The 24,219-nt window shown below is 43.6% G+C and carries 18 protein-coding genes; 15 read left to right on the top strand and 3 right to left on the bottom strand.

Features of this window, described 5'->3' with window-relative positions; all coding sequences use genetic code 11:
• The first annotated feature begins 156 nt into the window (after window positions 1-156).
• From ACZ42C_RS14695 to ACZ42C_RS14685, 3 genes are all read left to right on the top strand, one after another.
• Window positions 157-1,872: an ABC transporter ATP-binding protein gene (locus ACZ42C_RS14695; RefSeq protein WP_461181953.1), complete on the top strand. Its 1,716-nt coding sequence runs from the start codon at window positions 157-159 to the stop codon at window positions 1,870-1,872.
• A 248-nt stretch (window positions 1,873-2,120) separates the two neighbouring features.
• A complete protein-coding gene (locus ACZ42C_RS14690) occupies window positions 2,121-2,888 on the top strand; it encodes a helix-turn-helix domain-containing protein (protein ID WP_461181954.1) in 768 nt (255 codons plus the stop codon).
• Window positions 2,888-3,907 carry a C45 family autoproteolytic acyltransferase/hydolase gene (locus ACZ42C_RS14685; RefSeq protein WP_461181955.1) on the top strand — a complete coding sequence of 340 codons (1,020 nt, stop codon included), beginning with the start codon at window positions 2,888-2,890 and terminating at the stop codon, window positions 3,905-3,907. The genes ACZ42C_RS14690 and ACZ42C_RS14685 overlap by 1 nt, the downstream gene beginning before the upstream one ends.
• A 116-nt stretch (window positions 3,908-4,023) precedes the next feature.
• Here the strand turns inward: ACZ42C_RS14685 and ACZ42C_RS14680 are convergent, their stop codons facing one another.
• Window positions 4,024-4,848 (bottom strand): formate/nitrite transporter family protein, encoded by an 825-nt coding sequence (locus ACZ42C_RS14680; protein WP_461181956.1) that lies wholly within the window; start codon window positions 4,846-4,848, stop codon window positions 4,024-4,026.
• A 308-nt stretch (window positions 4,849-5,156) separates the two neighbouring features.
• On the opposite strand from ACZ42C_RS14680, the gene ACZ42C_RS14675 reads away from it, so the two are divergent.
• From ACZ42C_RS14675 to ACZ42C_RS14635, 9 genes are all read left to right on the top strand, one after another.
• Complete coding sequence (locus tag ACZ42C_RS14675) at window positions 5,157-5,453, top strand: 4a-hydroxytetrahydrobiopterin dehydratase (RefSeq protein ID WP_461181957.1); 297 nt, start codon at window positions 5,157-5,159, stop codon at window positions 5,451-5,453.
• A 606-nt stretch (window positions 5,454-6,059) separates the two neighbouring features.
• A complete protein-coding gene (locus ACZ42C_RS14670; RefSeq protein ID WP_461181958.1) occupies window positions 6,060-6,650 on the top strand; it encodes a TasA family protein in 591 nt (196 codons plus the stop codon).
• Window positions 6,651-6,688: 38 nt separating this feature from the next.
• Window positions 6,689-8,278 (top strand): M4 family metallopeptidase, encoded by a 1,590-nt coding sequence (locus ACZ42C_RS14665; protein ID WP_461181959.1) that lies wholly within the window; start codon window positions 6,689-6,691, stop codon window positions 8,276-8,278.
• 113 nt (window positions 8,279-8,391) lie between these two features.
• Window positions 8,392-9,861: a serine hydrolase domain-containing protein gene (locus ACZ42C_RS14660; RefSeq protein ID WP_461181960.1), complete on the top strand. Its 1,470-nt coding sequence runs from the start codon at window positions 8,392-8,394 to the stop codon at window positions 9,859-9,861.
• Window positions 9,862-9,991: 130 nt separating this feature from the next.
• The gene (locus ACZ42C_RS14655; RefSeq protein ID WP_461181961.1) at window positions 9,992-11,473 is read left to right on the top strand and encodes a serine hydrolase domain-containing protein; all 1,482 of its coding nucleotides are present in this window, start codon (window positions 9,992-9,994) and stop codon (window positions 11,471-11,473) included.
• Between the two features lie 316 nt (window positions 11,474-11,789).
• Window positions 11,790-14,153, top strand: a complete 2,364-nt coding sequence (locus tag ACZ42C_RS14650) for a M28 family peptidase (RefSeq protein WP_461181962.1) — start codon at window positions 11,790-11,792, stop codon at window positions 14,151-14,153.
• Between the two features lie 105 nt (window positions 14,154-14,258).
• On the top strand, window positions 14,259-14,843 hold the full coding sequence (locus ACZ42C_RS14645) for a TasA family protein (protein WP_464891281.1): 585 nt from the start codon (window positions 14,259-14,261) through the stop codon (window positions 14,841-14,843).
• A gap of 225 nt (window positions 14,844-15,068) precedes the next feature.
• Window positions 15,069-18,137 carry a M28 family peptidase gene (locus ACZ42C_RS14640; protein ID WP_461182671.1) on the top strand — a complete coding sequence of 1,023 codons (3,069 nt, stop codon included), beginning with the start codon at window positions 15,069-15,071 and terminating at the stop codon, window positions 18,135-18,137.
• A gap of 107 nt (window positions 18,138-18,244) precedes the next feature.
• The gene (locus tag ACZ42C_RS14635; RefSeq protein WP_461182670.1) at window positions 18,245-19,150 is read left to right on the top strand and encodes a peptidylprolyl isomerase; all 906 of its coding nucleotides are present in this window, start codon (window positions 18,245-18,247) and stop codon (window positions 19,148-19,150) included.
• Window positions 19,151-19,199: 49 nt separating this feature from the next.
• Here the strand turns inward: ACZ42C_RS14635 and ACZ42C_RS14630 are convergent, their stop codons facing one another.
• Complete coding sequence (locus ACZ42C_RS14630; protein ID WP_461182669.1) at window positions 19,200-20,537, bottom strand: short-chain fatty acid transporter; 1,338 nt, start codon at window positions 20,535-20,537, stop codon at window positions 19,200-19,202.
• Window positions 20,538-20,768: 231 nt separating this feature from the next.
• Here ACZ42C_RS14630 and ACZ42C_RS14625 point away from each other — a divergent pair, with 231 nt between their 5' ends.
• Window positions 20,769-21,191 (top strand): cytidine deaminase, encoded by a 423-nt coding sequence (locus ACZ42C_RS14625; RefSeq protein WP_461182668.1) that lies wholly within the window; start codon window positions 20,769-20,771, stop codon window positions 21,189-21,191.
• 27 nt (window positions 21,192-21,218) lie between these two features.
• Window positions 21,219-21,371 (top strand): hypothetical protein, encoded by a 153-nt coding sequence (locus tag ACZ42C_RS14620; RefSeq protein WP_461182667.1) that lies wholly within the window; start codon window positions 21,219-21,221, stop codon window positions 21,369-21,371.
• Between the two features lie 256 nt (window positions 21,372-21,627).
• Here the strand turns inward: ACZ42C_RS14620 and ACZ42C_RS14615 are convergent, their stop codons facing one another.
• Window positions 21,628-23,802 (bottom strand): Xaa-Pro dipeptidyl-peptidase, encoded by a 2,175-nt coding sequence (locus ACZ42C_RS14615; RefSeq protein ID WP_461182666.1) that lies wholly within the window; start codon window positions 23,800-23,802, stop codon window positions 21,628-21,630.
• A 238-nt stretch (window positions 23,803-24,040) separates the two neighbouring features.
• Between ACZ42C_RS14615 and ACZ42C_RS14610 the strand changes: the two genes are divergently transcribed.
• Window positions 24,041-24,214, top strand: a complete 174-nt coding sequence (locus ACZ42C_RS14610; protein ID WP_461182665.1) for a hypothetical protein — start codon at window positions 24,041-24,043, stop codon at window positions 24,212-24,214.
• The last annotated feature ends 5 nt before the right edge of the window (window positions 24,215-24,219 follow it).

Raw genomic sequence — 24,219 nt, 5'->3', positions numbered from 1 at the left:
AACAATTTACTGGAAGGAAAGATAAATTATAATCAAATGATATATTGCCAAGCCGGGAAATTACGTCTATAATTTGTTTGAGCTTTATAAAGGGGCCGTTTAACATCCTTTGGATCCTTAAAAGAGAAGTTAATTTAAGAAAAGGAAGTGCAACTGGTGATAAGACGATTCTTTTCCTATTACAAGCCGCATCGCCGCTTGTTTATTATTGATTTTACCGCAGCAGTTATTGTGGCTATTTTAGAGCTTTTCTTTCCAGTAGCTGTACAGTGGTTCATCGATGAGTTATTACCGGGGGATAATTGGGGTCTGATCGTAACGGTTAGTATTCTTTTATTGCTCGTTTATATAGTAAGTACACTTTTGCAATATGTTGTTACCTATTTGGGACATAAGCTTGGGGTCAATATTGAAACAGACATGCGTCAGGACCTCTTTTTTCATGTTCAAAAGCAATCATTCCGGTTTTTTGATAATACGAAAACAGGTCATATTATGAGTAGGATCACCAATGATCTATTTGATATCGGAGAGCTCGCTCACCACGGACCTGAGGATTTCTTTATCGCTGCCATGACCTTTGTTGGTGCATTTATGATTATGTTTACGATTAATCTGGAGCTGGCATTAATTATTTTATTTTCTGTTCCGCTACTTATCTTTCTGATTGCCTACAGTAATATTAGGATGAATAAAGCGTGGAAAAAGATGTATGAAGATATTGCTGCGGTAAATGCCCGTGTTGAAGATGCTGTTTCCGGTGTGCGTGTTGTGCAATCTTTTACGAATGAAAAATTTGAAATGGACCGTTTCACCAAAGATAACTACAGCTTCCGGAAAGCAAAAGTCGGCGCCTATAAGGTGATGGCGATAGTAAATTCAAGTATTTATATGACGATGCGTCTCATTACATTAATTGTACTTGTGGTTGGTACCTGGTTTACTTTTAATGACAGGATGCAAATGGGCGAACTTGTCTTTTTCGTATTGATGGTAAATGTGTTGACGAATCCGATTCAAAAAATCAGTGCATTACTGGAACTGTATCCGAAAGGAATGGCCGGTTTTAAGCGGTTCACTGAATTATTGGACGTGCATCCGGATGTGCAGGATCTGCCGGATGCAAAACCGGTGAAAATGCTGAAAGGAAATATAGATTTTCATGATGTCACCTTTGTGTACGAAAAAACACAAAAACCAGTATTGGACAATTTAAGCTTTCAAATTCAAGCCGGGGAGACCGTTGCCTTTGTCGGTCCGTCAGGTGCAGGGAAAACGACCATTTCTTCGCTGATTCCACGATTTTATGATGTGGATGAAGGCTCCATTACCATTGATGGTATCGATGTTCGTGATATGACGAAGGAATCTCTTCGAAATCAGATTGGAATTGTACAGCAGGATGTGTTTTTATTTACCGGGACGCTGAGGGAAAATATTGCGTATGGAAAGCTTGATGCGACCGAGGAGGAAATCAGATATGCGGCGCGCCAGGCACATATGGAAGAATTTATTAACGAGCTTCCCGATGGGTATGAGACCCAGGTTGGGGAACGCGGGTTGAAGCTTTCCGGCGGACAGAAGCAGCGGATTGCCATCGCAAGAATGTTTTTAAAAAATCCGCCAATCCTTATTTTGGATGAGGCAACCTCAGCGCTCGATACCGAAACAGAGAAAATTATTCAAAAAGCGCTGACAGAGCTGTCGAAAGATCGGACAACCTTGGTCATCGCCCACCGGTTAACGACAATTAAAAATGCAGATCGGATTATGGTCGTGACAAAGGAAGGAATTGATGAAGAAGGCACGCATGAGGAATTGCTCGCGCGAGATGGAATATTTGCTAATTTGCATCGGGTACAGAAAAGCTAGGTTGGTAATTGGATGAGAAGAATAGAGAAAATGGTGAGGCAGTCTGCAAACAAATTGTGGATGCCTCTTTTTTTATGCTTACTTTAAAAGTAAGACTTGTATTTAGTGAGATTTGTTTTCATAGAATGCATTGAAACTCAGCGTTCATAATAAATTTAGAAAGTGCATGAAGGAAAGACTCACCTATTTCCGCTTGACATTAAAGTAACTTTAAGGTTTATGCTTATACATAGTAAAGGTGGGATAGAATGAAAAGTTTGATGCCAATCCATGTATTTTCAACGAAGACCGGTATTCCTAAAAGTACACTCCGCTTTTATGAATCGAAAAATCTTCTGAAGACAGTCCGAAATGAAGGGACCAATTATCGTATGTATTCAGAAGATCAAGTTCCCCTTGCCAAGCTGATTGCCAGTCTTCGTACAGCAAATATACCTATTCGTGACATTCAGCTTTATTTAGAAGTTGATGAAAATAGGCAGGAGCAGATGAAGCAGGAATGGATTTATAAGATAAAAGAAAAGCAGAAGCAGCTGGAAATCAGCCGACGCTATTTGGAGAGTGATCAGGGAGAAGAGACGTTTTATATGTTAGAAAAGTCACCCGAACAAGTAATTTGGTTTGAGGCAGAATCTCCTTCAGGTCAGTTTAAGGAAGCATTTATTTTAAGGCGCGAGCAACTTGAGCAGTGTAATATTTCTATTAATAATACGTATTTAAGATATTTGTCCGGAAATAGAAAGTCAGTAAAGGCAGAAATTGGTTTTGGTATATCAGATAAAGCGGATGTTGCACATATTCCAGAAGCTTTTACAGAAAAAATGATAGGAAGTTTATGTATTTGTCTTACTTTTAAAGATAACTTTTCAAAAATTGAAACCGGCTATCGCAAATTAATTCGATATTGTATGGCGCATAACTGGACACCGGTTGGTTCTATTCTTGAATGGTATCGTGGGGATCAGATGGATTCAGCAGATATTATTGTACCGGTAACACAAAAAGGAGGAGAATAATGAATCAAAGAAGAAAGCTGCAGGTGGAAGTGGTTCAATTGAAAGGCGATGCTTATGAAATAGGTGTAAAACAGAGCGCCTCACTGAAGCTGATTTCAAAATTCAAACGGCAAAGCGAATTACAGACACTTGCAGGTATGAATGAAGCAAGTCAACGTCTGAGGGAGGTTTCACCAAGCCTGTTAAAGGAATTAATAGGGCTGGCAGAAGGAACGGGCATCGATGTCAATACGGCAATTCAATGGTGGGGTGGATATGATACTGTTATGCCCGCCATGGGTTGCACAACATTCGCTAATGATTCCTTCTACGTGCGAAATTATGATTTTAGTGACAATTTATATGACGCAAGGCTCGTTCTTATGAAGCCAAATAAAGGATATGCAAGCATTGGTTTCAGCCAGCAGATTACCGGAAGGCTAGACGGCATGAATGAAACAGGGCTTGTAGTCGGATTGCATTTGGTAAATGAAAGGGTTTATCAAAAGGGTTTCTTGGCTACTACGATTTGCCGTTTTATTCTAGACCAATGTGCTACAACGGAAGAAGCAATAGAACTCATTAAACATGTACCTCATCAGTATTGCTTTAACTTCTCTATTATAGATCATAATGGGAATAGTGCTATTGTGGAAGCATCACCTGAAGAGCAGATTGTTCTATACAACTCACAGCTGATTTGTACAAATCACTTTAAATCTGACAGGTTAAGTAATAAAAACAGAGCTTCTATTAATATTTCCTTGGACCGTCAAAAGTATTTACAAGGATTATTAGAAAAAGAAAACTTAACCCAAATATCTGCTTATCAAATCTTTAATAATGAGGATTCGCCTTTGTTCTTTAATAATTACAAAGAATACTTTGGTACATTGCATACTGTTGTGTACTGTCCGGAAAATCTTAGTGTGATAATAGGTATTGGCGGAAATTGTGATCCTTATGAACTCTCATTTGGTGAATGGCTTGCAAATGGGTCTTCGATGCCTAATCTTCTTGAAGGAACGATTGCAGGGTGAAACTGTAATGCAACCCGCTTCACAGCATGTGGCAATGCTAATATTCGTAAAATATCGCCGAAGCCCACAGCTCCGGCGATGTATTGTTGCAATAAAAGACCGTCCCTGTGTTGCAATCATGACGCTCTTTTTGAAGTGTTTATATTTTCGATGTCAGGCTTTTCTTTCGTTACGTAGTGTAATGCCCAGCCTGTGAACAGGAAGCCACTGATGAAATTCCCGATGGTAACCGGAATTTGATTCCACAGCCACCAGTCGGCAAAGCTGATATCTGCACCTACCATCATCCCGGCCGGAATGACAAACATATTAACGATGGCGTGCTCAAAGCCCTGGCCAAAGAAGATGAACACCGGCAGCCACATGGCGGCAATTTTTCCAACGGTAGCTTTGGAGGTAAATGCCATCACCGCCCCCATTGTCACCATCCAGTTACAGAGCAATGCTTTTACTAATACGACAACCATACCTTCTGTGCCTAAATATTTGTATTCCAACGTTTTTCCTTCTGCAACAGCAATAATTTTTTGAATGAGTACATGATCTGTCGTATTACCGAATGACGTAATGTAGATAACAAATAGAGCGGCATAAAAGATGCTTCCGATTAAATTGCCGAAAAACGCCCAGGAAAAGTTCCGCAGCATGAGCGGTACTGTAATTTTATTGCGCATTTTGGCAATGGGTAACATGGCAAATGACCCTGTGACCAGCTCCAGATTTAATAACAGGATCATTACAAATCCAACCGGAAAAATGACTGCCCCGACAATATCCAGTCCGGTTTGCGTGGAAGCGGTAAATGCCAGCGTAGTGGCGTATCCGAGAAAAGCGCCAGATAGGATTGCTTTAATTAAAATGTGGCTGACAGGCAGTTGTGCCTTGTTCGTTCCTGCTTCGGCAATAGAATTGACAACCTCTTTCGGTTTAACATAATCCAAGAGTTCTCCCCACTTTCTCCCTTTTATTCTGATTTTGCTTTAGTTTAGAGTATTTTCGGGTAATAACCAATGAGAGGAATCACAGGAATGAATTATTTTTGACAAAATAACTACAATTTTGTGAATAACACCGTAAACAATGTGGCAATAGAATTATTTAATCTGGAGCAAAGATAAGAGGGTTTACTTTAGTATCCAACAGTGTAAAATAGGAGAAGTTAATCATCATTTCCTGTACGTTTAGTTGTGTGCAGGTGCTGCAGACGTTACACTGAGACTAGCAAAAGTAGTGAAGGAGGCAGGATCTCATGGAACGTTTATCGGAGGAAGAGATTCTTAAAGAACTGGAAAAACTCCCCGAATGGAAGCGGTTGGACGAAAAATGGGTAGAACGCAAATACCGGTTTAAAAACTATTTGAATGGCGTGCGGTTTGTTGAACGGGCAGCAGAATATGCTGAGAGCAGGAAACATCACCCCTTCATTTCCATCGACTATAAAATGGTGAAGCTGAAAATGTCCTCATGGCAGGCAAAGGGATTGACGGATCTTGATTTTCAAATGGCAAAGCACTTTGATGAGCTTTATGAGAAGGCGGATAAATAATCCGGCCTGTGGCAACTTTTTAAAGAGAAAAGAGAAGCTATCCTTTGCGAAATATAATTATCCACATGTGGGTAATTGTCCTAAAGAGAACAGAAAACCTGTGGCTATTGGCATATAAGCAATTGGATAAATACGGTAGAAAAAAGGTAGAACGGACTGTTCTGCCTTTTATTTTTGCCTTTTTAATCTATGAGACAGGATAAATGTATCATTTTTAATAGAATTTCCTTTCAATATACTCTGCTGAACGAAAAGACTCAGAGCATGCATTCCCTCTATACTGCTGTTTTGGACCTTTTTAAAATTCTCTCTTCAACCTATTTACCCATTAAGTAGCAAAAGAAAAATTAGATCTTTCCTATCAATTTGATTTTTTAGAATATTATTCAACATAAATCGACACAGATAGGATTTGTTCTTCGTTATAATTCCAATTACAACATTTGATAGTGCGCAGGTTTAGATGAAAAGAAAAAAGGAGGTAAAAAGTAAGCGTTTTCATTTATTTTGTTGTATTTGAAAGGGGGAAAATTGGGTTTTCATTACTTCGGATACACCGGCTTTTAAATGTGCTGGTGAACTAAAAGACAAAAAGGAGGAAGTAAGTTGAACATAAAGAAAAAACTGGGCTTGAGTGTAGCTTCAGCTGTGTTGGGAATTTCTCTGATCGGAGGAGGAACCTTTGCTTATTTCAGTGATGAGGCAGTGACGGATAACAGCTTTGCTGCCGGTACACTGGATTTGTCTGCAAACCCGATGGCGATTATTAACCTTAATAATTTAAAGCCGGGAGATTCAATGGTGAGAGAATTTTCTCTGACCAATGACGGCAGTCTTAATATTGAAAATGTCTTCTTGGAGACGGACTATACAGTGCTGGATGCAGACGATAACAACACGGAGGACTTCGGAAAACATATTCGTGTAAATTTCCTGTGGAATTGGGATCAGGAAAGCGAGCCAATCTTTCAAACAACTCTTTATGACCTGAGGGAAATGGACCCGGATGTGGTGAAACGGGATATCTGGGATCCGTTATGGGAAGAAAAAGGCGGGCTGGAAACAGAAGAGACACATGATTTCTGGGTCCAATTTGAATTCGTTGATAATGATGAAGACCAAAACATGTTTCAGGGGGATGGACTTGAATTGGAATGGACTTTCCATGCCACCCAGGAAGAAGGGGAAGACTTATAGTTTAGTAGTTTCATAAATTCATAAGGAGGATGAATCGGATGAACCTTCAAAAAAAAGTGCTCTTCTCAGGCTTTGCAGTTGTCGTATCACTGGGAATATTTACGTCCCCTGTTCTGGCGGATGATACGAGTATACAAATAAATGATATGTATAATACACCATCTTACATCATTGAAAATTGGCAAGCGCCGGGTCAATTAACGAAAGAACAAATCGTGAAGGCTTATTTTGAGGCAAACAGCGGGGAGTTTCAATTAAGCCATGACCAAAACACCAGTTTTGAGATCAAGAGTCAATCTATGGATGAGGATACAGGACAATCCCACTTTCGTGTAGATCAGGAATATAAAGGAATTCCGGTGTATGGTGCAGATCAAACCATTACATTGGACGAGAACAATCACGTAGTTTCCTACTTTGGCCAAGTGATTCCCGATTTGGATAAAGAAAAAATCTCTATAGAAGCAACCGTTTCCGAGGAAAAGGCAATAGCGATTTTTAAAGATCAGCTGGAGAATAGGATTGGAGAAATACAGAAATTTGATGGAGACATCGAAATAGAGCCTTATATTTACGAATACAAAGATGATTTCTATTTCACTTATCTTGTCACCGGTTCAACAACATACCCGGAAGTCGGCTACTGGCATTACTTCATTGATGCCTCAAATGGAAAAGTCGTGGATCATTTTAATGCCACGAATAATGTAACTGCTTTCGGAACAGGTGTATTTGGAGAAAGAAGAATGTTTGAAGCACAGGAGTATGACGGCATGTACAGGTTATTTGATGAAACACGCGGTGATGGTGTGGTGACGTATGATGCTGACACCGGGGAAAACCTGGATGTGCTGAGCATTAATAAAATGTTTACGGATGGAGCGGCAGTGGATGCCCACCGCAATGCTCAGGTAACCTATGACTACTTTATGGATACCTTTGGCCGGGATTCCGTGGATGACAATGGACAAATTTTAATTTCTGCCGTGCATGTTGGGAACAACTGGAATAATGCTTCCTGGAATGGCCGGCAAATGTCTTATGGAGATGGGGATGGCGAGCGCTTTCACCCGTTGTCGGCAGGACTGGATGTAGCTGCTCATGAAATGAGTCATGGTGTAATTCAGCACACAGCAAATCTGATTTACCGTGATGAGTCAGGTGCGTTAAATGAGTCCTTTGCAGACATCTTTGGAGCCATGGTTGACAGGGATAACTGGTTGATTGGAGAAGACATCATGGCGGACGGCACGATGGCCCTCCGGTCTCTGGAAGACCCGGCAGCCCTAATAGAAAGAAGGACACAGGCACCTTATCCGGATCACTGGGATTTAAGGTATACCGGAAACCTTGATAATGGTGGTGTGCATATTAACAGCAGTATAAACAACAAAGCTGCCTATCTGGTGGCAGAAGGCGGAGAACACTATGGTGTTGAAGTGGAAGGTATCGGCAGGGAAGCAACAGAACAGATTTTTTACCGATCCCTTGATGTTTATTTAACAGCAAGCTCTGATTTCAGCATGATGAGACAGGCTGCGATTCAAGCAGCAACTGACTTATTTGGAAGCACTTCCGATGAGGTGGCAGCAGTGGAAGCTGCTTATGACGCGGTAGGTGTTGAATAAAATAGCAGTTTACTCCCTGATTTATTTTCCGGTGCCGGTGATGTTTTTATCTCTACTGGCACTGGAACCAGCAGGGAGCAGAAAGAAAGGAGCTGGAATTCATCCTGAAACAGATGATACTGCTTGCAACACTTCTGTTTGCGGTTATTCTCTTCACTGGAGCTGCCGGCATACTTGGAGCCTCAAAAGAGCTTTTGCAGGATGAACCCGCAGCAGTAAATATGCTTCAGCAGCCATTGGATGACATGGATCCATTGCTTGAGGAAGCGATAGAGGAACATGTGATGCCGGGTGCAGTAGTACTTGTGGCTAAAGATGGCAGGGTGGTAAAGCATGATGCATATGGGTATGCTGCCCGGTATACGGATAGAGAGTTTACGGAAATGGATGAACCGGTGGAAATGAGTGAAGATACTATTTTAGACATGGCGTCGATTTCCAAACTGTTTACCGCCACGGCAGTCATGCAGTTGTGGGATCAGGGAGCATTTGAACTGGATGATCCGGTGGCGGAGTATATTCCTGCATTTGCTGCCAATGGAAAAGAGGAGGTTACGATTCGCCAGCTGCTCACACATACATCAGGGTTTAGACCAGGAACAACACAGCCACTCTACCAAATTGATGGCGATAGAGAAGACAGACTTGATTTTGTATTAAATGAAACATTGCTGAACCCTCCCGGTGAACAATATCTCTATAGTGATGTGGATTTTATTACGCTGGGTATCCTTATTGAACAGCTTAGCGGATTGCAGCAGGATGAATTTACAGAAGAGTTCATAACCGGACCGTTGAATATGACAGATACAATGTATAATCCGCCTGCTGAGCTGCAAGGAAGAATAGCTGCAACAGAAGACCTGCCCTGGGTGGATCGAGGACTTGTTTGGGGGGAGGTTCATGACTCAACTTCCTGGGCGCTAGATGGCGTAGCAGGCCATGCAGGCGTGTTCAGTACAGCAGCGGACCTGGCGGTATTTGCCCAGATGATGCTGCAGAACGGAACATATGATGGCGAGGAAATCCTATCGGAAGAAGCAGTGGAACTGATCAGCACAAACTGGAATGATGAAATACCAGGGGCACGTTCTTCCGGGCTGGGCTGGGAGCTGAATCAGTCCTGGTACATGGATCGCCTGGCGGAAAGCAATACATTGGGGCATACCGGATACACCGGAACATCAATCGTGGTGAGCCCAAATAATAATACGGTTGCCATACTGCTGACTAACCGTGTCCATCCGACAGCAGAAACGGTGTCCACGAACCCGGTCCGTCAACTGGTAGCGGAAAAAACGGGGGCAGCAATCAGTGCGTGGAGTGCAGAGGCCATGAAAGATTATGTGGAAGTACTGGAATCCCGGGGATCATTTGCCGAGGAGAATGCCGCACATGCATTGAAGCTTCATTTATCCGCCGTATACCAATATGAGTTGCAGCAGGATTCGCAAAAAGTCATCAGGCATATGGAAAGTTTGCAGTCATTGCTTGATTATCAGCTGGATGAGGAGCTGATCACAGAAGAAGCCTATAATGATTTATTTATGGATGCTGCGTATCTTATAGATTCGTGGCAGTAAGGAAAGGGTTAAGAAACGGATTGAAAGCGTTTCGTACATCTTTTAATGGATGAATGCTTTCTATTACACGAAACGGTACCTACGCATCACTCTATGCGGAGTGAATTTAATAGGAAAGGAGTTAAAAAGAATGTTTAATCGAAAGACACCGGTTTTATTGCTTCTAATAACGGTGTTGCTGTTTACAGGTGCTGCCAGCATTTTTGCGGGCGCAAATGGGTTATTGCATACGGACCCCGCTGAAACCAGTATGCTTCAAGAGCCACTGGATGATATGGATCCATTACTGGAGGAAGCAATGGATGAGCATGTCATGCCGGGAGCGGTAGTGCTGGTGGCCAAGGATGGAAAAGTCGTAAAGCATGATGCTTACGGGTATGCAGCCCGATATACAGATAGTGATTTCAATGAAATGGATGATCCGGTGGAAATGAGTGAAGATACCATTTTTGATCTGGCTTCGATTTCCAAATTGTTTACCGCTACGGCAGTCATGCAGTTATGGGATCAGGGAGCATTCGAACTGGATGATCCGGTGGCGGAGTATATTCCTGAATTTGCCGCAAATGGAAAAGAGGAGGTCACCATCCGTCAGCTGCTCACCCATACATCCGGGTTCAGACCGAGTACAACGGAGCCCCTCCATGAAATTGAAGGGGATAGAGACGACAAGTTGGCCTTTGTGTTAAATGAAACATTACAAAATCCTCCCGGTGAGCAATATCTATACAGCGATGTGGATTTTATGACGCTTGGTGTTCTCATCGAGCGAATCAGTAATATGCGGCAGGATGAATTTACCGAGCAATTTATTACACAACCGTTGAATATGACGGACACAATGTATAATCCACCGGCTGAGCTGCAAAACCGAATTGCTGCTACGGAAGAACAGCCATGGGTGGACCGTGAACTTGTCTGGGGTGAGGTGCATGATGAAAAAGCCTGGACACTTGATGGGGTAGCAGGCCATGCAGGATTGTTCAGTACAGCAGCGGACCTGGCCGTATTCGGTCAGATGATGCTCCAGAGTGGAACATATGAAGGTGCAGAGATTTTATCGGAAGAAGCGGTAGAGCTGATCAGTACGAACTGGAATGAAGAAATACCAGGAGCACGATCTTCCGGGCTTGGCTGGGAGCTGAATCAGTCCTGGTATATGGACCGCCTGGCAGAAAGCAATACTTTGGGCCATACAGGGTATACCGGAACTTCTATTGTGGTGAGCCCAAATAACAATACGGTCGCACTGCTGCTGACAAACAGAGTGCATCCAACCCGGGAAACGGTTTCCACGAATCCGGTCCGCCAATTGGTAGCTGAAAAAACAGGAGCGGCAATCAGTGCATGGAGTGCTGATAAGATGAAAGATTACGTGGAAGTGCTTGAAGCACGGGAGGCATTTGCTGAGGAAAGTGCCGCAAATGCAGTAAAACTGCATTTGACAGCGGTTCATCAATATGAATTGCAACATGATGAAGAAAAAGTAATCAGACATATGGAAAGTCTGCAAACGATACTTGATTATCAGATGGACCGGGGTCTGATCACAGCGGATGCCTATGAAGATTTGATGATGGATGCGGCTTATCTGATTAATTCCTGGCAGTAGGATTAGTTTGTAAGGTTTATGACACGCGATAATCGTAAGTCTCGCGGATATCTCGACTTGTGCCACAATACTGGCATTAGTTAACGCACCCCGACCTGCGGTAACGACCTATGCTTAACGATTTCTAAGCAGCAGGAATTACTATCAAAATGCAATATAGACATCTGAGATGGGCACACAAACGCCTTAAGGAGGTGATGCGTGCTTTTTTTCTGCAAGTTTCACTTGAAGGTGGTGAGGTGTGAATTTCACAATACATCCAGAGCACTTAAGACATTTACTCTATGAAACTATAAAACCAGTGAAGGAGGATTCTATGAAAAAACAAATGTGGCAAAAAGTGTTGACGGTTTTCATGATTTTATTGCTTGTTACGACCATGAGTCCAGTGGCTGGACAGGCTTTGGCAGAAGAAGATCCGTCAGATGCACCGACAACCGGTTTTGAGGATCGGGACGGGGAAAGTTGGACAACCCATGATGAAGAACTGGCATTCCTGGAAGAAGTGGCAGCATTGTCTGACCGGGTTACGTACACGGAACTTGGCAGAACGGTGGAGGATAGACCCTTACACTTGGTTAGGGTGGGATATCCGGAGCCACCATCAGATGAAGAAATTGCAGAAGGAAGAAACATGCTCACCATTGGTACACAGCACGGGAATGAGCCTGCACCAAGGGAAATGACTCTACAGACATTGCGTAATCTGGCTTTTACCGAGGATCCGGAATTGTTGGACCAAATGAGTGAAACGACTTTCCTGTTTATCCCAACTGCCAATCCGGATGGCCGGGAAGCTGATACACGGCAAAATGCAGACAATATTGATATTAACCGTCAGCATTTAAGTCTGGATACACTGGAGTCTCAGTATATTGGAGCTGTGTTGGATTACTTTAACCCGGACATCGCAATCGATGCACACGAAAGGCCGCGTGCAACGGGGAATCCTGACATGGAAATGCTGTGGCCGCGCAACCTGAACGTGGATGAAGACGTTCGTGGCTTAAGTCAGGAAATGGTGGAAGACTACCTTTTCCCTGATGTGGAAGATGCCGGATTCAGTACTGGACTATATGGAAGCCCCGGCGGTGCCGGCGGCGGAGAGGAAACCATTCTTCGCAACATGCTTGGCCTTCGTAATGGCATCGGTCTTTTAACAGAATCAGCAGGAAGTCAAGACCCGACATATCGAGTTGATGCGCAACTTGCAACGATAGAAGCTGTAATTGATTTTTACCGCGAGCGTTTTGATGATGTAGTGGATGCGGTGGAAAATGCACCTGACCTTCAGGCAGACAGAGGGGCAGCGGCCTCAGAGCCTTTCTACCTTGATGGTGCTGATAACTGGGATCCAACAAACGTACTTGAGAATAAACCAAGTGGTTATTTACTGACAAATGAGCAGGCAAATGAAATGGAGACACATCTTGATCTGTTTTCACTGGAATCAGAAAATGTTGCAAATCAAGGTATCTTCGTCGGTATGGATCAACCGCATATGGCGGTAGTACCATATTTGTTTGACGCACGTGCCACGAACACCGAAGTCGAAGGAATCGCTCTGTATGATTCCGAGGACGTTGGCACAGCAGCGAATATGATGAATTTGGTGGAGAACCTGGCAGCGGATGAAGAGCTGAATGATTCCCGCCCACTGCTCATGCACCTTACTGCTGTTGATCAATTTGAGCAACAGGGAGAGAATGCAAAAGTAATTAGGCATTTGGAGAGTTTCCATCTGATATTAGAGCACCAGTTTGATAACGAGCAGATGTCTGAATATGCTTATGAAAATCTTTCCGCTTATACCGATTTCATTATTAATAAGTGGGAGTGGAGCTTTGATTCCAATAGAGCCATGCAGCATATCAGTTATTTAAGTGAAACGATTGGTCCGCGGGTTGCCGGCAGCGAAGCGGAAGTGGAAGCCGCAGACTATATCAGCAATGAATTTGCAAGCCTTGGCTACGATGTTGACGTACAGGAGTTTGAAATTCGCGGAGGAGACATTTCCCAAAATGTGATTGCAACCATGTCGCCGGAAGACGTGGAAGATCCTGAAATTGTGTATGTCGGTGGTCATTATGACAGTGTGCCAGGTTCGCCCGGGGCAAATGATAATGCTTCAGGTACATCCACCGTGCTGGAACTGGCAAGAATTTTCCAGGATGTTGACACCGATAAAGAATTGCGCTTTATTGCCTTTGGCGCTGAAGAAATCGGGCTGGTAGGATCCTATTATTATGTTGACCAATTATCAGATGACGAGATTGATAGAAGTCTAGCTTACTATAATCTCGATATGGTTGGGACAATTTGGGAGCCTGCATCCCAGCTTTATATTAACCCGGTAGACGGAGATCCTGAAAACCTGGTATGGCAAACTTCAGAAGCTGCAGCTGAAAGAATTGGCCTTGACGAAGATACGATTTTCCTTAATCCATTTGGAAGGTCAGATCATGTGCCATTCCATAATGCAGGAATTGACGCTGCTCTGTTCATCTGGATGGAGCCGGGTACAGCAGGTTTAGAGCCTTGGTATCATACGCCGCAGGATACGTTTGACAAAATCAGTCCGGAAAAAGTACAAATCGTAGGAGATTTAATTAATTCAGCTGTATCCGAGCTTCTGAGCGAGCCGGCCAGCACGAATTCCATTTTGGAGGATGCATCCTAAGGTGGAATGTCATTAACTATCATTTTCTGCAAGTAAAAATGAAAAATGGATATTCCCTGGCAGAAGGCTTGGAACTATCCATTACAAAATCGGGGAGGAATTAACGTGAATATTAAAAAACAATTAAGTATGGGAATTATGTCAGCGGCTTTGGGGATTTCACTCATCGGCGGAGGAACTTTTGCCTATTTCAGTGACACGGTAACAACGGAAAATACGTTTGCTGCGGGTACATTGGATCTTTCAGCAGAGCCGACGACCATTATTGATGTAGAAAATATGAAACCGGGTGATTCCATGACACGCACGTTTGAACTGCAAAATAACGGATCACTCGATATTGATCGGGTTTATCTCGATACCGAATATACCGTGGATGACGCGGAAGGAAATAATACCGAAGACTTTGGCGAGCACATCGAAGTGGAGTTTTTATACAACGTGGATAAGCTTGATGAAGTGGTTTTCAGCACGACGCTTGCTGAATTACGGGATATGACACCGGAAGCAGTTGGAGAACACGCATTGGATCCAATTCTTGGTGAAGGTTTGCCGGTTGATGACTATGACGATCTGGTAGTGAAATTTAACTTTGTGGACAATGGCGAAGATCAAAACCAGTTCCAGGGAGATGCACTGAATCTCGAATGGACATTTACTGCAACACAAACAGATGGTGAAGAGCTGTAAGCATAAGAGGCTTGAGGAATCAGGCGGTCTTGAGCCGTCTGATTCCATTTAAGCTCCAGGAAAAAGTACACACATTTATCTTAACATAAGGCAAAAGAGAGGGATAGCTCAGCTGTCAATGTAAAAGACTGCTGCATGGCACAGGCAGGGCTGCATGAAATACTTGTCCCGCCGTCCCTATCTCCAACTAGTATAGAAGTTTCATAATTTAGGAGGGGTCACAGTTTGAAAAAATATATAAGCGTTTTTCTGTTTACTGTCTTGGTTTTTATGGTATTTTCCACGGCAGTTTCTGCAGATTCTCCAGGTCTGCCTGCATTTCCCGATCCGGTAGATCCTAAATCATGGGTGCTGCCGGAAGATATGACATGGGATGATTATAATCCTGTGCCGGGGATAGACTGGGCGACTACGGATCTGGAACCGGAAGAAGAACTTAAAGGAGCCTTAATAATAGTCGATTTTCCTGATCAGGATTTTATCCTGACCGAACCTAAAGGGTCTGATCCGGTGGGTAATCCACAAATCGATCCGGTTCCCCGCGAAGATCTTGGGGAGTGGTGGCATGACTACTTAAATGTGCCAAGTGAGTTAAATAACTATCAAACAATTGATAGCTTTTGGAAAGAAAATTCTTACGGTAAATGGGGCGTAACCCTTGATTCTTATGGTCCCTACCGCCTGGATAAATACGAATTTCAATACGGGCTTGAAAGTCGTATGAACCCTGGTTTTCTGCCTGATGAATATGAAAGAGGAAACTTATTTGAAGATGGCATAGCAATAGCAGAGGAAGATATAATCGCATCCGGAGTAGAGTATGACTTCGCTTTCATCGTTCATGCTGGCTATGACGAATCAACCGTATGGCAAGAACTCGGAGAAATGATGTTCGAAACCCCCGAGGACATAACTGATGAGTTTGGACCACCAGATTTACCAGGGTTTGAAGACATGCCTAACTGGGCTTCAACTCGTTATGTACCATGGACTTCCTGGCTTGCAGCCAAGAGTATTTGGTCTGCTGCATCCAGTGCAGAAATAAACGGACAAAACATTCGCGTTTCCATTCAAGGTGAAAGTGATGGTATGGCTACATTTGCTCATGAATTTGGCCATCTCCGGGGACTTGGGGATAACTATAATAACGCGGCGCTTGACCCCAGAACTTATTCAGGTTATTGGGAAACGATGAGTCGTGGGGCATTCAATGGTCCCGGTGGAACGCACACCCGTTGGATGATTCCGGCTACGCTGGGTTCTTCCTTACCGGCACCACATATGCTTAGAAATAAGATGAAACAAGATTTCCTGGCCGATGATGAAGTCCTGCAGTTGGACCGTGATGAGTTAAAAGATACTGGTCCCGTGTTTGCGGATATTACTGCACGCCAAGCTCCGATTGGCAGTGAATTCGGTCGTACGGGACTCCATGGTATCAACATCAGCATGGACGACTTAACACCTGAGGATTACCTTGAGGGTGACTGGCGTAACGATATGTTAAGCGGTGGGTACGATAACTACACCATTGAGGTGGTAGATCGCATCGGTGCTGATTCCTTCGCGACCGAATCCGGTGTACTGATTGCCAAAACAAAAGATGCGGAAAGGGCACCATTCATTTGGGTAGTTGATTCACATCCGGAAGATATTAATGAGGTGGATTTTACAAGACCTGATGGTACAGAAGCTATGGTAACAAAAGGTGATCCTCGACAACTTGCCGACGCTCTATTCAATGCAGGAAATGGAGAAACTTTGGTAAGCGGGGACTTTGATAGTGTTAGCGGAGAAAATATTGTCAGTGAATACAAAGATCCATACAATCGTCTTCAATTCTATATTTTAGATAAATACAGAGACGATGATGGCGTCCTTAAGTATCGGACAGCAGTTCGCCATTTAGATGAAGATGGGGTCTTTGAACGAGGCCTTGAAGCTGAAAGTGGGGAAGTTGAAAGAGCCGAAGCCGGACGTGTCAGCGTGCATAATTACGCTGTGACAAACACCGGCGAAGAAACAGATTTAATTCGTGTCCAAGCAGAATCTGACTGGGAGACCATGGTTGAGCATAATGTCATTGAAGTACCGGCAGGTGAAACAGTGAATGTACCTGTATATGTGGAGATCCCAGAAGAAGCGACGGCACCTGTAGGTCTGACATTTACGGCAACGTCAGAAACAGATCCGGAGCAAACAACAACGATTGACGATGCTGCTTTTAATGACATTAGTGCATCAAGAATGAAAGCGTTTGTAGAACTTTTGGATGAACAGGGTGCATTTGAAAGTGATAGCGCTGTACGTGCATTAACTACACACCTGACAGCGGTTGAGCAATATGAAGAACAGCAGGAAATTGATAAAGTGATCAGACATATGGAAAGCTTTAAGCTACTGCTGACCCATCAGGTGGACAATGATCAAATAATTGCTGCTGCAGAAGAGGCATTGCAGACTTACAGTGACTTTTTAATAGAAGAATGGGAAGGTTACTTTAATGCAAATAATGCCATGGATCACCTTGAGTATTTAAGCGTGGAACTTGGTGAGCGGGTAGCAGGGACTGAAGAGGAACAAATTGCTGCTGACTATATTCAGGAGGAGTTTGAAAGTCTCGGTTATGAAGCTTCACAGCAGGAGTTTGAAATCAGAGGCGGAGATATTTCGCAAAATGTGATTGCCACCTTGACACCGGAGGGTGTGGAAGATCCGGAAATCATTCATGTGACAGCCCATTATGATAGTGTACCGGGCTCCCCTGGTGCCAATGATAATGGTTCCGGTACTTCGGGCCTCCTGGAAATGGCACGGGTGTTAAAGGATATTGATACCAATAAGGAGATCCGCTTTGTGGCCTTTGGAGCAGAAGAAATTGGGCTGGTAGGTTCCTACTATTATGTGGACCAACTTTCCGAGGATGAGGTTGACCGAAGTGCTGCCAATTTTAATATGGATATGATCGGTACGAACTGGGAGCCGGCGACAACACTATATGTAAACGTGGTTGATGGTGCACCGAATACCGTATGGCAATATGCCGAAGCTGCTCAGGAGAAGGTGGACTTGGATGTCCTATTCCTTTTCCAGCGCGGAGCATCAGATCATGTGCCATTTTACAATGAAGGTATAGATGCAGCTAACTTTATTTGGAGAGAACCGGGTACGCACTCACTTGAGCCGTGGTACCATACTCCGGAAGATACGATTGATAAGGTCAGCCCGGAAAAAATCCAGATGGTTGGCGATATCGTTCAAACTGCTATAACTGATTTAGCTACAGAAGAGTAAAGATATTTATGAAAGCCCCTGCAGTGTGCGGCTAACTGCATGCTGCGGGGCTGATATACATAGATAACATCCAGTTATCATCTCATTTTAAAAAAGGAGCGATGATCATGAAACAAAAGACAATGGCACTTGTATTTTCATCCACTTTATTGTTCCTCGGAGCATGTAATACATCTCAGGCAGAATCGGAGATCATAGCGGAAACGAATGCTGGTACAATTACGAAGGAGGAATTTTACCAGGAGCTGAAGGACCGTTACGGAGAAACGGTGCTGGAAGAAATGATTACGTATGAGGTATTAAGTGAAAGTTATTCGGTTGACGAAGAGGAGATAGATCAGGAAATAGAGCTTGCTAAAGAGCAACTGGGAGATCAGTTCGACATGTATTTGGAGCACCAGGGCATTAAAGATGAAGCAGCCATGCGGCAAATCATTCATATGAGTCTATTACAGGAAGCAGTAGCTGCGGAAGATATAGAAATTACTGATGAAGAGTTGAGAGAAGCCTATGATCGTCAAATCTATGAAATTGATGCCCAGCATATACTAGTGGAAGAGGAACAAACGGCATGGGAAGTGAAAGAGAAGATTGAAGAAGGCGAAGCATTTGATGAATTGGCAAGAGATTATTCAACCGACTTATCCAATGCAGATGATGGCGGATGGCTTGGCTATTTTTCAGCCGGTTCAATGGTCCCCGAATTTGAAGATGCTGCATTTGCGATGGAGCCGGGCGATATCAGCGACCCTGTGGAAACGTCGTATGGCTATCATATTATTAAAGTAAATGACAAAAGGGAAAAAGAGGAGGACATCGGTGAATTTGAAGACATGAAGGACGAACTGAGAAGGGATCGAATCCATCAGGAAATGGACATTGAAGCTGCCCAGGCCAAGGTGGAACAGCTTATTCTTGAAGCCGACCCTGTGATTGAAGAGGAAGATCTTAAAGATCTGTTTGTACAAGAGGAAGAAGATGAAGGAGATGTAACTGAAGCGGAGGGAAATTAAAATAAAGCATGCCGGAATGGGAGCTCCGGCATGCTCTTTGTTATGTATATCAAAAGAACAATAGTCCGATGGCGATGGGAAAGAAACTGTAGATTAATATTATCGCACAAAAGCCCATAATATCCCGGACTTTTAACCCGGCTATCGCCAAAAGTGGAAGTGCCCAGAATGGCTGAATCATATTGGTCCACGCATCGCCCCAGGCAACAGCCATGGTTGTTTTTGCAGCATCCACACCAATTTCCAGAGAAGCCGGAATCATAATCGGTCCCTGGACGGCCCATTGACCACCGCCCGAGGGGACAAAGAAGTTTACAATACCTGCGCTGATAAACGTAAACAGCGGAAATGTGAATTCGGTGGATATGTTAATAAAGAACTGGGACATTTGCTGAGAAAGTCCTGACTCCACCATCATCCCCATGATACCTGCATAAAAAGGGAACTGAATGACAATGCCGCCCACATTTTTTACAGCCTCCGTTACGCTGGCAAGAAAACGCTTTGGTGTCTGGTGTAACACAATACCTGCAAATAAGAAAATGAAAATAACAATATTTAAATTTAGATCAAAACCATGCTGTACAAAATGGTATACAATATACACCAGTCCCATGGCACCGATTAAAAGGGATATGAATTTGCTGTTTTCCATCCGGGCAGCAAATGTTTTTTCCGGTTCCCTTTCTTCTTCCTGTTCTGCTTTATGCGCCTCCTCTTCTGCTTTTTCCCATGATGCGGAATCCGTCTGGCTCAGCGGCCCTCTGCTTTTCATCAAGTACCAATTCAGCAAGGGAAGAGTTACGAGAATAAAAATAACAATAAATAAGTTAAAACTGCTGAATATCGTCTCCACGACTGGTATGGTCCCTATCGTCTCTTCCAGAAAATGCCCTTCAGTAGCGATAAGGAGTGGCGCAGAAGCGGATAATCCCCCGTGCCAAAGCAGAAAGCCGCTATAGGCACTGGCTACAAGCAGCCGGTAGTCGAGAGACGGGACTCTCCTGGCCACATAAATAGCAAGAAGTGCACCAACAACAAGTCCAAAACCATAGTTGATAAAAGATGCCACTGCAGCTACAAACGTAACTAGCAAAATAGCCTGTCCGGGCGTGTTTGCCAGCTCACTCAGCTTCGTCAGCAATTTTCTAACTGCCGGTGTATGTGCCAGTATATAACCGGTGGCAACAATTAAGGACATCTGCATGGCAAAAGCAAGTAAGTCCCAGAAGCCCTCTCCCCAATGGCTTATCATTTGAATGGGAGAACTGTCCGTAAAGAACATGCCCATTAAATACACAATGAATGTGAGTATAACAGCAAATAAGAAGGCATCAGGCAAATAACGCTGAACAAAACGGTCGAAAAAATGTGTAAGGGTTTTCATTTTTGCTGTCTCCTTTCCTTTTTTTGCGCTTGTCCGTTATTCATATGAATATATGAAGGTGGAGCATAGATCATGACAATAATTTGCGCGATGTGGGAAGCGGACAGCGGAAGGTGGGCGTCATTTTAAGTGAATCTGTATAGTGTGAATGTAAAACCGGGCCAACTTATAAAAAAATAGTGTTATAGTATAAAAGAGGTTCAATAAAATAACAGAGAAGAAGGTAGTGCCATGTTAAACGTAAAACCACTGAGTGAGCGTGACTATGAGCTGATAAAGGAAGCGGAAGAAGTAATAGAAACCAATTACAAATATGGAAAGCATCATATTGGTGCTGCGGTAAGAACAGCTTCAGGAAAAGTGTTCTCAGCGGTACATATGGAAGCCAATGTAGGAAGAATTACTGTTTGCGGGGAAGCAATGAGCCTCGGCAAGGCGATCTCGGAAGGGGAGCATAAATTTGATACGATAGTCGCGGTAGCCCATCCGCACCCGCATGAAAACATAAAAACATGTTGGGTCGTAGCACCCTGTGGTATGTGTCGGGAGCTGATCAGTGATTATGGGAAAGAAACGGATGTGATCCTTTCTTATCAGGGTGAACTGGTAAAATGTAATGTGTTGGAACTGCTGCCTGAAAAATATAATAGTTAGTGGAATCTAAAACAAGGGAGATATGATATGAAAGTCAAGACATTTGCAGCCATGACTGAAAACGGACTCGACAAAAAGGTGAATGCTCTTCTGGAGCAGGATATAGAAATAATAGAGGTTAAATTTTCCATGTCTTTATTTGGCTATGGGGCAATGGTTATTTACAAAGAGCGCAGATAACTTGCAAAGAAGAAAAAGGCTTCACGCTGGCCTTCTTCAAGAGTGAAGTATGGGAGACCCAGACCCGGCAAGGGATAAAAGAGTTGGTGCAATGCCAGCAGAGATGCATCATATGGACGCAACGGTTAAAAGGATATAGTGAAAAGCCCATATTTTAATATTACAGTGGCATGCTTCTGAAGCAGTATGAAAAAATAGATACAGCAAAATTTAGAGCACCTGAAGAAATTTTCTCCAGGTGCTCCCCTTCCAGTAATTACTGCCATTCCGCAAGCAAATAATCCTTATCTGCCGTCAAAACCTGATAGGCTTCTCCTGACATATTTTCCTTATGCACCTCCAGCAGGTGTGCAAAGTTTGTTAAATGTCTAACCGCTTTTTCCGTGTCTCCCCTGCTTTCAAATCGATCTACTGCTGTCAGATGTGCGTTAAGGGAACGGAAAACACCAGGGTTGGAAAATGCTTCCCCTTCTTCATAATAGTGTACAATGTCCAGCATGTCAGCTGCATTTTCAGGAAGACTGCCTCCCTGATAGCCTAACGCTGCATCCAGGGCTTTTTTTCCTCCAACGATTGGCAGGCTGATGTTGCTATCCCCGAGAGATACATCAAAGGTAGCCCTATTTTGATCCGGCACTGTCCATCTGTTGGCACTTCCGGCAATGACGATGCCAATGCGATGTCCCTCTTTAAAAACATAGTCCTCAGGAAGTGTCTCCCAAGTAAAGCTGTACTTTTCTCCAGGCACTAGTGGTACTTGATATTCCAGGGATTCTCTATTTTGTGCGTCAAGCCAGCCGTGGGTGACAATTTCATAGTCAGCTTCATGGGTTACAATCTCTGTGTCCCTGTAGCAGCCATCGTCCACATCATCTCCTTCACCCCAGCAGGAAACGGTATCCAGCGTGCGAATTCCTTCTTCCCGGCTGCGATGGTTGATTCGCTCGTCACTACCATAATCCACAATCATGGCAGTAAGGTTCGTGTCTTCTTCGTCAATGGCAGCATGAATATCAAGTTCAGGAACGCCGCTCAGACGCACATCTTCCTCTAATTCCGGTGATAAAAAGATAAGTCGATTGTCTTTATCCGTAAATTCATCTTCCACCATTTCTGCGTCCGTCTGTCTCGGGTCATCGCTAAATGATTGTGTGAAGCTATCCAATACAGGACTGGTCGCCAAGGTTCCTGGCAGTTCATCAGATGGGGCCAGTCGTACATTTACATCTTCTGTATTTTCATCAGGCCAGGCACTGTATGTTTCCCACTCGTCTTTGCCGCGTTCAATATCCACCATCGGCTCGTCCATAATGCCGTTATCAATATCGAGCAGCCAGTAATCGAACCAGCGGTGCAACGTATCCACCCACTCGGCCCGACGGAAATCAAATGGTTCGACATGACCGGTTTGCGAGATCCATAGCTTTCTCGGTACATCATTTTCCGCCAGCTCGTTCCACCAGTTGGAAAAGTGATTTGCTTTTACGTTATAGTCGTTGATGCCGTGGATGACAAATACACTTGCTTCCACTTGATCTGCATCCTTTACATAATCACGTTCTTCCCAGAATTCGTTGTAATTGCCTGTAGCATCATCTGCAGCAATACGCATGTCTTCACGGACCGGGGCGCATTGTTCCACATTTCCGCTCGCTGTGACTCTTTGTGCTAAACCGGATGGGCCGTTATAGTAAAACGGAATCCCGCCATAACGGTAGTAATCATACCAGCTGCTAATGGCACCAATTGGCACAATGGTTTCCAAGCCTTCGACACCCTCAGCGGCTGCAGCATTGGCAAGCGTCCCGTCATAGGATTTTCCTACCATTCCTACTTTTCCGGTGGACCAGTCTGCCTGAATTTCATTCCCATCGGCATCCCAAGCCATGCCCTCACCATTGAGCCAGTCAATGACCACTTTCACGCCTTCCGTTTCTTCCCAGCCGCCAGTTGTCGGACAGCCGTCAGAGTTGTATGTACCCGTCATGTCCGGCAAAACAACCGCATATCCTCTCGGCACGAAATAGTTATCATAGTACAGCGGGAAAAAATCATTGATCCCATCTCCGTCCGGATCCTTAATCTCCGACTCATTTCCGCGTCCCATGCTTTCATAGTAAGGGCTGGCATCCATGATGACAGGCACTTCAACCCCCTCTTCCGTTTCCTGCGGCCGCATAATATCGGCGGCAATTAAATCCATTTCGCCGTCACGGTCGCTGTCCATTTCGGATGCAATATAGATCGTTTCTTTGATTGCATCCTCATAAGAATAAATCGGCGCAGTTACTCCATCTTCCAACTCATGACTTTCAAGCGTGGAGCCCTGCTCCAAATCTGATGCCCCGGCTGCATGAGGAGCCAGAATAGTAAAAACCATAATGAAAGCCAACAGTATGCTTATAAATTTGCTATGATTCTTTACGAACATAAATTCTTCCTCCTATTCTATTAATCTATCCAAATAAAATGGTAGCACGCTAAAGCGAGAGGCAACAGTGTGATAAGTACCTATTTTCAGAATACTAATACTGATTTATAGATAGGTTGAACTATGTCTAAAATCATACGGAGCTCAGGGACGTGCATGTAAATGAGTTTTGTTTATGAGAAATAAACCAAAATTTGTTATAATAATAGTAGAGGATCATAGAAAGGAGGGAGATAAAATGACCAATAAAAACGATTACAGAATGAAAATTAAAAAGGAAAAAGAAATGCGGACAAAAGGAATATCAAGAATGATTGACGAAGGTGGATTGGGAGCTGAAAAGTATTATGAAATTATTAAAAGCTATCCACCACGCAACACGGAGAAATACGAAAAACAAGAAGCAAGATAAATAGC

This window comes from Virgibacillus kimchii (assembly GCF_055379185.1).
Note: the sequence above shows the minus strand (reverse complement) of the source record. Positions and strands in the feature narration are given on the sequence as shown.

Bases quoted from the DNA above. Each gene is read 5' to 3' on its own strand.
- ACZ42C_RS14690 (WP_461181954.1), top strand. From the start codon at position 2,121: ATGAAAAGTTTGATGCCAATCCATGTATTTTCAACGAAGACCGGTATT.
- ACZ42C_RS14685 (WP_461181955.1), top strand. From the start codon at position 2,888: ATGAATCAAAGAAGAAAGCTGCAGGTGGAAGTGGTTCAATTGAAAGGC.
- ACZ42C_RS14675 (WP_461181957.1), top strand. From the start codon at position 5,157: ATGGAACGTTTATCGGAGGAAGAGATTCTTAAAGAACTGGAAAAACTC.
- ACZ42C_RS14665 (WP_461181959.1), top strand. From the start codon at position 6,689: ATGAACCTTCAAAAAAAAGTGCTCTTCTCAGGCTTTGCAGTTGTCGTA.
- ACZ42C_RS14660 (WP_461181960.1), top strand. From the start codon at position 8,392: ATGATACTGCTTGCAACACTTCTGTTTGCGGTTATTCTCTTCACTGGA.
- ACZ42C_RS14655 (WP_461181961.1), top strand. From the start codon at position 9,992: ATGTTTAATCGAAAGACACCGGTTTTATTGCTTCTAATAACGGTGTTG.
- ACZ42C_RS14650 (WP_461181962.1), top strand. From the start codon at position 11,790: ATGAAAAAACAAATGTGGCAAAAAGTGTTGACGGTTTTCATGATTTTA.
- ACZ42C_RS14635 (WP_461182670.1), top strand. From the start codon at position 18,245: ATGAAACAAAAGACAATGGCACTTGTATTTTCATCCACTTTATTGTTC.
- ACZ42C_RS14630 (WP_461182669.1), bottom strand. From the start codon at position 20,537: ATGAAAACCCTTACACATTTTTTCGACCGTTTTGTTCAGCGTTATTTG.
- ACZ42C_RS14625 (WP_461182668.1), top strand. From the start codon at position 20,769: ATGTTAAACGTAAAACCACTGAGTGAGCGTGACTATGAGCTGATAAAG.
- ACZ42C_RS14620 (WP_461182667.1), top strand. From the start codon at position 21,219: ATGAAAGTCAAGACATTTGCAGCCATGACTGAAAACGGACTCGACAAA.
- ACZ42C_RS14615 (WP_461182666.1), bottom strand. From the start codon at position 23,802: ATGTTCGTAAAGAATCATAGCAAATTTATAAGCATACTGTTGGCTTTC.
- ACZ42C_RS14610 (WP_461182665.1), top strand. From the start codon at position 24,041: ATGACCAATAAAAACGATTACAGAATGAAAATTAAAAAGGAAAAAGAA.